Source organism: Psychroflexus gondwanensis ACAM 44 (assembly GCF_000355905.1).
Lineage (GTDB): Bacteria > Bacteroidota > Bacteroidia > Flavobacteriales > Flavobacteriaceae > Psychroflexus > Psychroflexus gondwanensis.
Genome location: NZ_APLF01000009.1, coordinates 358,521 through 367,296, shown reverse-complemented (window position 1 = coordinate 367,296; position 8,776 = coordinate 358,521). Strand labels below are relative to the sequence as shown.

Sequence of the window (8,776 nt, the reverse complement as noted above, 5' to 3'; positions counted from 1 at the left end):
TTGGTCACAAAGCCTGATACAACAGGATTGTCGTGTATGTATTTTAGTTTCTGCTCAGCTGGTGCGAGCGTCTCGCTCGTACACACTATCTAATTTATATCAATTTCCAAAATGGTATGGTCATCATTACCATAATTTCTTGCACTACTAAATTTCCAATCTATTTGGTTGGTCACAAAGCCTGATACAACAGGATTGTCGTGTACGTATTTTAGTTTCTGCTCAAATACGTTTAATGACCAAATCTCTATTGGTTTATTATTCTGCTGCCAAAACTGTTTATTAGCAACATTGCTATTTTTTTTGCCAGCACGAGCAAGATGCTCGCGCTAGCCTTTCCGGCTAATTACGCTCGCACCAGCAGGTGCTATAATACACCAAAAGTAAGCGTCTCTAGAAAATACATCTATCCAGTTCACAGTAGCAAAGCTTTTAAAGTACGCACCAGATTTATCTGCAAATTTATACTTTCTGCTCATCAACTCTTTTAGTAAAAATAGATAAAAATCAGTTTACTTTTCTTTGAGGGCACGAGCAAGACGCTCGCGCTAGCCGTTACGGTTAATCACGCTCGCACAATTAGGGGTAGATCACGAGCGTGACTCTTGCGCCAACTGTGGTTTTTAATAGCATAAAGTGTATTAATTATGAGTTTTGGAAAAAATTACGTGAGTGTAGAGATACTAAAAACCTCTCACAATCACAGCTAGCTAAAGAGGTTGGTGTACACCAAAATGTTATTGGTAGATACGAGCGTGGCGACATTACACCATCGATTGACGTGGTCTCTAAAATTGCGGATGCTTTAGAAGTGTCTGTAGATTATCTTATTGGTAAAACTAATTTACTGCTTGATAAGGAAGCTGTAGATAGATTGGTAAGAATTTCTGAACTTAACGAGGATAACAAAACCTTTATTCTCAATATGATTGATATGGCTTTACGTGACTTTAAAACTAAAAAAGCTTACGCATAAAAAAAGCTACTTGTTACAGTAGCTTCTTAACTTTTTTTACTCTTAACTCCTCTAATAAATATTAGCGGTAGCCATTATTTTGCTAAACTAGCGGGAGTGGGGGTTAATTTAGGATTTTACTATCCCAAACTTTTATTTTCCCAATAGTATCTACTTTATAAGACTGTAAGGTGTTATATAAAATATCATATGTAATAGTGTCTCTTATAAAATCATTTTCTAATTCTAATTTAAAAGCACTTGAAGATTCTAATAAAACTAGTGTATCCCTATGAATATATTTCTCTTTATCACAATCATAATTACATGATTTAAATTTTTTACAGGGATTTATACATCCATATATAAGCTGATAGGGGGAATCTTGATTATTACCTATTAAAGAATCAGTAACGAAAATACTATTATTACCATAATTGAATCCTCTCTCAATAAAAAAGGCATAATTAGAATTAAGTTTTAAGCTGTTAGGGGTGATTTTATGATTCAATTTTTTCACAAAGACGTCTCTTTCTTTTGATTCAATTAAAGATTTTGAATACCCTCTTTGACCACCAACATTATAAGTTAATTTTCCTATAAAAATATTAATAAGAAAATACCCTCCAACTAATATAAAAACAGCTAGAACAAATAATTTTGTTTTGTTTTTCATCTTATTAATATTCTATTTTTCCTTGAGTTAATGGACCAGTAGTTATCGTAACTTTAGGTTGTGTTACAATATTATAGCTTCTGTTATTATTATGCCAACCAAAGTCAATGAACCAACGATTTGGTAAAATATCTCCTAAATTAAGTAATTTGTCAACAAAAACCTTTTAAATTTTCTTCCTGTAGCAGCTAGAGCCTCTTGAGGGACATCAAGGCAAGAAGTTCCACAAATTCCATATTTCTCTGAGTTAGCTTCTGTATACGCAGCCTCAATAGCTCTCGCATCCTCTTCTTTAGTTGTAGTAATTCTAATGTATTTATCATAATTATGGTTTTCATTGGAGTTTTTATTAACCTGTCTGATAACACTAGATACTGTAGCTCCTTTATACAGATTATTTCCCCCAGCTGGTGAGAGCGTCTCGCTCGTACGCACTATCTAATTTATATCAATTTCCAAAATGGTATGGTCATCATTACCATAATTTCTTGCACTGCTAAATTTCCAATCTATAGGGTTGGTCACAAAGCCTGATACAACAGGATTGTCGTGTATGTATTTTAGTTTCTGCTCAAATACGTTTAATGACCAAATCTCTATTGGTTTATTATGCTGCTGCCAAAACTGTTTATTGGCAACATTGCTATTTTTTTTGCCAGCACGTTCAAACATCCAGAGCATCCATTCTTTTCGGCTTTCGTGTGGATTATCATCAATGATTTTAACTATTTTCTTTGAAGTAAACCCTTTAAAATCTCTTATTAATCCTGAAGGATCGTTTAATGCTGACCGAAAAATTAAATGAACGTGGCTTGGCATGATACAATAACCATAAAGCTCCATGCCTTTATCTTTTCTGCAAAAATCTAACGATTCTATAATACACCAAAAGTAAGCGTCTCTAGTAAATACATCTATCCAGTTCACAGTAGCAAAGCTTATAAAGTACGCACCAGATTTATCTGCAAATTTATACTTTCTGCTCATCAACTCTTTTTAGTAAAAATAGATAAAAATCAGTTTACTTTTCTTTGAGGGCACGAGCAAGATGCTCGCGCTAGCCGTTACGGTTAATCACGCTCGCACCAGCAGGGGGTAAAGCTTATAAAGTACGCACCAGATTTATCTGCAAATTTATACTTTCTGCTCATCAACTCTTTTTAGTAAAAATAGATAAAAATCAGTTTACTTTTCTTTGAGGGCACGAGCAAGATGTTCGCGCTAGCCGTTCCGGCTAATTACGCTCGCACCAGCAGGGGAGAGTCTCGCTCGTACGCACTATCTAATTTATATCAATTTCCAAAATGGTATGGTCATCATTACCATAATTTCTTGCACTGCTAAATTTCCAATCTATAGGGTTGGTCACAAAGCCTGATACAACAGGATTGTCGTGTATGTATTTTAGTTTCTGCTCAAATACGTTTAATGACCAAATCTCTATTGGTTTATTATTCTGCTGCCAAAACTGTTTATTGGCAACATTGCTGTTTTTTTTGCCCGCACGAGCAAGATGCTCGCGCTAGCCCTTCCGGCTAATTACGCTCGCACCAGCAAGGGGTATTAGGCCCTTGAGCAGATGAGTGATAAGAAAGCAACGAAAAGCTTAAAATTAAAATTATTAAACTCGCGTTACTAAGGCTTTTTAATCGATTTTTCATAAAAGTTAGTTTACAAAGCAATTCTGGTTGTAATAGTTGACTATTTCTTCAATTTGTTTTTTTGTAAATTCCTCGGTTTTAATTTTGTTAACCAGTTCTGGGCAATCCTTAAAAAAAGAAGGCCCTATTTTAGCAAGGTTATCGTTTGCAAAGTGATTTGAGGATAAGAACACCACCTTACCGTTTTGCTCTTTCCTGACATAATGGTTTACAATTGTAGATTGCAACCTGCTCATGCCAGCAGCAAATGGATCTCCATAAAATTCAGATGTGATGATATAAAGGCTTACTGGACCTTCTATCTCTTCCTCCATCAACAAATATTTATTTTTACTCGCTACTTTTAAATACTTAAATTTAGATATCTCGTTTCGATTATTTTTCATTTCTAAATAATCTATATCTGATGCATGGACTTTTTGAGAATTACTGTTTGGCGTTTTGTAAACAAAATAACCATCATCTGCTTTACCTGTCACATCAATCGTTTCTCCACCATTTAATTTAATTCTTGCTGGTTTGTATGGTGCACAAGATAGAACCATAATAAGAATGCAAAAAACTAAAACTATCGCTCTCATCTAAAAATTTAAAATTGGTTCATTTTTTATTTTTTCTATATCGATTTTGAATCTTACCTCTCCTGTATATAAGCCAATATCTTCTACAGTAAAATTGAGGTATTCCTCTTTAAGTTTCTCTTCTTCTCTAGGGTAAACAAACATGATCGTTGTTGCTTTACTCATCCCATACATCCTAGGATAAACAAAATCTGCAATCTCAATGGTATCTCTGTTTTCTGTAAAAAGATGTACTTTATTTCCCATTTCAAAAGCCAGTTGGCTGACCATAGCTCCAAACTCATTCCTGTTTTGTGGAGTAGTGCTCAATAATTCTTTATTATTTCGGCTCATACTTAAATTAAAATAAAGGTATTTATTATATTTTTTACGTAGGCTATCTATTTCTGTTTTTGAGACTTTTTCGCCTCCAATTTCTTGGTCAACCAATAAATCTGTTCTTCTTCAAAAACTGTTTTTAGTTTCGCTAACAAGCTTTCTTTCTGCGTTTGCAGTAAAAGATGCATCAATTCTAATTTTGTGGTTTCTATATTCATAATCGTAACTTTTATTATTACAAAGTTAATTTAATGTTTTTATTGTTCTCATGTTGCTATCAACATATTAAAATTTCATTTAACTAATAGGATAGAAGTTGTTCACGATTTCTTGCAGGTTTTCCAGATCATCTTGTAAATATTTTTCAGTTGACTCATCTAAAGATGTCCCGCTAAATACTGAACTTTTCTTAAATTACTCAAGTTTCGCACCTAATCAATTTCACTCATCGCCCTGATGTTTAAAGCTATGGGTATTGATTAAAAACCCATAACTCACAATATTTTCTATTATTTTGGATGTAATAATATCAATTGAATCTACCAGTTTTTCCAAAAGAGTTATTATTTGGTTGACAACTGCTAAGATCTTGATATTTAACTTATTTTCAATATAGTCATGCTTCAAATCTTTAAATAATCCGCCTACGGTTTCTTAAGCCTTCTGGATAGAAGAATTTTTATAGCTCTTAGAAAATAAACTCCTTTTGTAGACAATTAACATTGTAATCATCTCTATGAAGATAAGAAAAAACGCACTGATTAAGATTATTAATTCTAAGCTGACTAAAAAAAAAGACCTGCTGGATGGTAATGTCAAGTTTTTGAGCATAAAAAAAGCTCCGATCAATGATCGGAGCTTTTATATTTTAAAGACTTTTTTATTTAAATTAAGCTTTAATCTTATTGGCTAGCTGTCCGCAAGCGGCATCGATATCCTTTCCTCTAGAATGTCTTAAGGTCACCGTAATATGATTGGCCTCTAGGGCATTTACGTGTTTGGCAACAGCATCGTCACTACCTTGTTGAAACTGCCCGTCATCTATTGGGTTGTATTCTATAATATTCACCTTGCAAGGAATCAATTGACAAAACTTCACTAAAGCACTTATATCCTCTTGAGTATCGTTAATACCTTTCCAAACAATATATTCGTAAGTCACAGATTTACCTGTTTTCTCATACCAGTATATCAAGGACTCCTTAAGATCTACCAAAGGAAATTTTGCATTGAAGGGCATAATTTGAGTTCTCACTTCATCAATCGCGGAATGAAGAGATACGGCCAAATGAAATTTTACATCATCGTCTGCCAGTTTTTTTATCATTTTTGGAACTCCAGAAGTGGATAGAGTAATTCGCTTTGGCGACATGCCCAATCCTTCGGGAGAAGTAATTTTTTCTACAGACTTAAGCACGTTGTTATAATTCATCAAAGGTTCTCCCATTCCCATAAATACAATATTGGACAATGGAATGCCATTATAGAGTCTACTCTCTTTGTCGATAGCGACCACTTGGTCAAAAATTTCATCGGCATTGAGATTTCGCATTCTTTTCAATTTTGCAGTGGCGCAAAATTTACAATCCAAACTACATCCTACCTGGGAGGACACACAAGCTGTGGTCCTGGATAAGGTTGGAATCAATACAGATTCAACAGTAAAACCATCGTGAAGTTTAACTGCATTTTTGATAGTACCATCTTTACTTCGTTGCATCTGGTCTACCTCAATATGATTGATCACAAAATTATCCTCGAGCATTTGTCGAGTCTCTTTAGACAAGTTGGTCATGTTCCCAAAATTGTGAGTCGCTTTGTTCCAGAGCCAATTGTAGACTTGAGATCCTCTAAACGATTTATCACCTTGAGAAACAAAGAATTCTTGCAACTCTTGTTTGCTTAGTGCTCTTATATCTTTCTTTAAATTTTCCACACTGCAAAACTAAGTAAAAAAGAGAGGAATCTTCCAAAAAGTATATTAATGGTATTTAGAGAATAAGTCTGATGCTTTATTGTAAGCAGATTCAAAACTTGCCATTTTTATGGAATTCTCCATCTTCTTAGAATTGAAATAAGACAGCATTTTTTCAGTCTGCATATTTCCTGTTAAATCATCTTTGGCCATAGGGCAGCCACCAAATCCTTGTATAGCTCCGTCAAACCTCCTACATCCTCCTTTTGTTGCAGCATCTACTTTTTCGAACCAAGCATTTGGTGTGGTATGGAGGTGAGCACCAAATTCCACGTTAGGATATTTAGGAATAAGCGTAGAAAATAAATCTTCGATCACCTCTGGAGTGGAACTCCCTACGGTATCCGATAAGGATAGAATTTTCACCCCGAGATCTGCCAAGATTTCGGTCCACTTCCCTACGATATCTGTGTTCCAGGGATCTCCATATGGATTTCCAAATCCCATAGACAAATACGCAACAACAGATTTATTGGACTTATGAGCTATCTCAAGAATAGATTTTAAAACCTCAACAGATTCTGCAATGGTCTTATGCGTATTTCGCATTTGAAAGTTTTCGGAAATTGAAAAAGGGTACCCCAAATAATCGATTTCTGGAAACTGAGAAGCGTCTTGAGCTCCTCTTTGATTTGCTACAATAGCTAAGAGTTTACTTTTGGTAGTAGATAAATCCAGCATGGATAAGACTTTAGAAGTGTCTTGCATTTGCGGAATCGCTTTAGGCGACACAAAACTACCAAAATCTATAGTATCGAACCCACACCTTAAAAGGGATTGGATGTATTTTACTTTTTCTTCAGTTGGAATAAAAGGCTTTATGCCTTGCATCGCATCTCTAGGACACTCAATTATCTTGACGGATTTCATAGGCCAAATATACAGTTTTAAGGTTTTTAGAGAAATGAAATGAGCTTAAAGTAAAATCAGAATAGCTATGGCTATAAAAGTTAGAATTTGAAACCATTTTAAAAATGTAAAATGACTTGACTTCTGAAACATCACCGTTGAAACTTTTCCTGCTAAAACTGAAACTATACCAAAAATAATAAAAGCCTGAAGCATAAATAAGCCTCCTAAAATGTAAAATTGAAGAACTAAATTGGAGTTGGTATCCCACAAAAACCCAGGAAAAAAGGCTAAAAAAAAGATAGTTACTTTAGGATTGAGCATATTCATCACCAAACCTGTTTTATAATAGCTAAAACTAGATTTGCTAATTTTGGTTTCCTCACTTGAGGAAAATCCTTCACCTCGGGAAGAGCTATATACTTTGTAAGCTAAATAAAGCAAATATAAGGCTCCTGCGATTTTTATACCCCAGAACAAGGTCTCCGAATTTTTGATAACCAGAGACACTCCAAAAGCGACCAAAGAGGTATGAACAATTATACCAGTTACCAATCCAGCGGCGATCATAAGTCCTCGCCGGTAGCCTCCAACCAGGCTTTGAGAAAGAACATAAATAATGTCGGGCCCCGGTGATAGTGTTAAAAAAATAGAAGCGATAAGGAATGGAAGAATCTGCTCAAGCATATCTTACTTGGGATTACGATCTAGAATAGCTTGATTGATGGCTTTGATAAGACTTGGCCCTTCGTAAACAAAACCGGTATACAATTGTACCAGACTTGCCCCAGCATCCAGTTTTTCCAAAGCATCTTGTGGAGTCATAATTCCACCCACCCCAATAATTGGAAAAGCTTTATGGCTTTTGGTCGATAAAAAGCGAATCACCTCTGTAGAAGACTTGGTAAGTGGTTTCCCACTTAGACCTCCTGCTTCCTCTTTATGAGTTGAAGACAATCCTTCTCTAGAAATAGTAGTATTGGTCGCAATCACCCCTGCTATTTTACTCGTTATAACAATGTCGATAATATCCATCAATTGTTCTTCGGTAAGGTCTGGCGCTATTTTTAGCAAAATAGGTTTTGGCTTTGGCTTTTTCTCGTTCTTGGCTTGGAGGTGATTCAGAAGCTTTTGTAAAGGCTCCTTATCTTGCAAAGCCCTCAAGTTGGGAGTATTCGGCGAACTCACATTCACCACAAAGTAATCCACATAATCAAACAGTGCTTCATAACTAATATCGTAGTCATTGATAGCTTCTTCATTAGGGGTCGCTTTGTTTTTACCAATATTCCCGCCTATAAGGATATCTCGATTTTGTTTCAGTCGCTTTACAGCCTCCTCTACCCCTTCATTATTAAACCCAAATCTGTTTATAATCGCGGAGTCTTGCTTTAATCTAAATGACCTCTTTTTTGGATTCCCAGGTTGTGCTTTAGGAGTAACTGTTCCTATTTCAATAAAACCAAAGCCGAGGTTTGATAACTCTTGATAAAGTTCTGCGTTTTTATCAAACCCTGCAGCTAGACCAACGGGGTTTTTGAACTTAAGACCAAAAACCTCACGTTCCAATCTTTTATCTTCAAGAACAAAACTCTTTTTTAAAATTGAAGAAAACCCAGGAATTTTATGAGCGAGCTTTAAAGCGTTAAAACTAAAATGATGTACAGCTTCAGGATCAAACTGGAATAAAATTGGCCTTAAAATTTGTTTGTACATTTTTACTTTAATTTGAGCACAAAAATAAAGTAAATCTTAGGAAGA

The 8,776-nt window shown here is 35.1% G+C and carries 12 protein-coding genes and 2 pseudogenes; 1 reads left to right on the top strand and 13 read right to left on the bottom strand.

Translation table 11 applies throughout. From position 1 onward, the window contains the following. Nucleotides 1-329: 329 nt before the first annotated feature. On the bottom strand, nt 330-479 hold the full coding sequence (locus PGOND44_RS16130) for a hypothetical protein (protein WP_456153951.1): 150 nt from the start codon (nt 477-479) through the stop codon (nt 330-332). 119 nt (nt 480-598) lie between these two features. On the opposite strand from PGOND44_RS16130, the gene PGOND44_RS10575 reads away from it, so the two are divergent. Then, on the top strand, nt 599-976 hold the full coding sequence (locus tag PGOND44_RS10575) for a helix-turn-helix domain-containing protein (protein WP_003441334.1): 378 nt from the start codon (nt 599-601) through the stop codon (nt 974-976). 103 nt (nt 977-1,079) lie between these two features. Here the strand turns inward: PGOND44_RS10575 and PGOND44_RS10570 are convergent, their stop codons facing one another. From PGOND44_RS10570 to PGOND44_RS10525, 12 genes and pseudogenes are all read right to left on the bottom strand, one after another. Continuing rightward, nucleotides 1,080-1,631 (bottom strand): hypothetical protein, encoded by a 552-nt coding sequence (locus PGOND44_RS10570; RefSeq protein WP_003441331.1) that lies wholly within the window; start codon nt 1,629-1,631, stop codon nt 1,080-1,082. A 135-nt stretch (nt 1,632-1,766) separates the two neighbouring features. Then, nucleotides 1,767-2,066 carry a hypothetical protein gene (locus tag PGOND44_RS10565; protein ID WP_003441328.1) on the bottom strand — a complete coding sequence of 100 codons (300 nt, stop codon included), beginning with the start codon at nt 2,064-2,066 and terminating at the stop codon, nt 1,767-1,769. 3 nt (nt 2,067-2,069) lie between these two features. Further along, nucleotides 2,070-2,618 carry an REP-associated tyrosine transposase gene (locus tag PGOND44_RS10560; RefSeq protein ID WP_003441325.1) on the bottom strand — a complete coding sequence of 183 codons (549 nt, stop codon included), beginning with the start codon at nt 2,616-2,618 and terminating at the stop codon, nt 2,070-2,072. 295 nt (nt 2,619-2,913) lie between these two features. Then, a pseudogene (locus PGOND44_RS15885) lies at nt 2,914-3,138 on the bottom strand (transposase); the annotation flags it as partial. Nucleotides 3,139-3,297: 159 nt separating this feature from the next. Then, on the bottom strand, nt 3,298-3,873 hold the full coding sequence (locus tag PGOND44_RS10555) for a hypothetical protein (RefSeq protein ID WP_003441322.1): 576 nt from the start codon (nt 3,871-3,873) through the stop codon (nt 3,298-3,300). Further along, entirely contained in the window at nt 3,874-4,206 is a 333-nt protein-coding gene (locus PGOND44_RS10550) for a hypothetical protein (protein ID WP_003441318.1), read from the bottom strand. 47 nt (nt 4,207-4,253) lie between these two features. Next, a complete protein-coding gene (locus PGOND44_RS15570) occupies nt 4,254-4,409 on the bottom strand; it encodes a hypothetical protein (RefSeq protein WP_003441316.1) in 156 nt (51 codons plus the stop codon). Nucleotides 4,410-4,632: 223 nt separating this feature from the next. Beyond that, nucleotides 4,633-4,845, bottom strand: a pseudogene (locus PGOND44_RS10545) (IS4 family transposase); the annotation flags it as partial. Between the two features lie 235 nt (nt 4,846-5,080). Beyond that, on the bottom strand, nt 5,081-6,127 hold the full coding sequence (gene rlmN, locus PGOND44_RS10540) for a 23S rRNA (adenine(2503)-C(2))-methyltransferase RlmN (protein WP_003441313.1): 1,047 nt from the start codon (nt 6,125-6,127) through the stop codon (nt 5,081-5,083). 45 nt (nt 6,128-6,172) lie between these two features. Continuing rightward, on the bottom strand, nt 6,173-7,036 hold the full coding sequence (locus PGOND44_RS10535; RefSeq protein ID WP_003441310.1) for a hydroxymethylglutaryl-CoA lyase: 864 nt from the start codon (nt 7,034-7,036) through the stop codon (nt 6,173-6,175). A 45-nt stretch (nt 7,037-7,081) separates the two neighbouring features. Further along, a complete protein-coding gene (locus PGOND44_RS10530; protein WP_003441307.1) occupies nt 7,082-7,702 on the bottom strand; it encodes a LysE family translocator in 621 nt (206 codons plus the stop codon). A 3-nt stretch (nt 7,703-7,705) separates the two neighbouring features. Next, nucleotides 7,706-8,731, bottom strand: a complete 1,026-nt coding sequence (locus PGOND44_RS10525; RefSeq protein WP_003441303.1) for a quinone-dependent dihydroorotate dehydrogenase — start codon at nt 8,729-8,731, stop codon at nt 7,706-7,708. Nucleotides 8,732-8,776 lie beyond the last annotated feature (45 nt).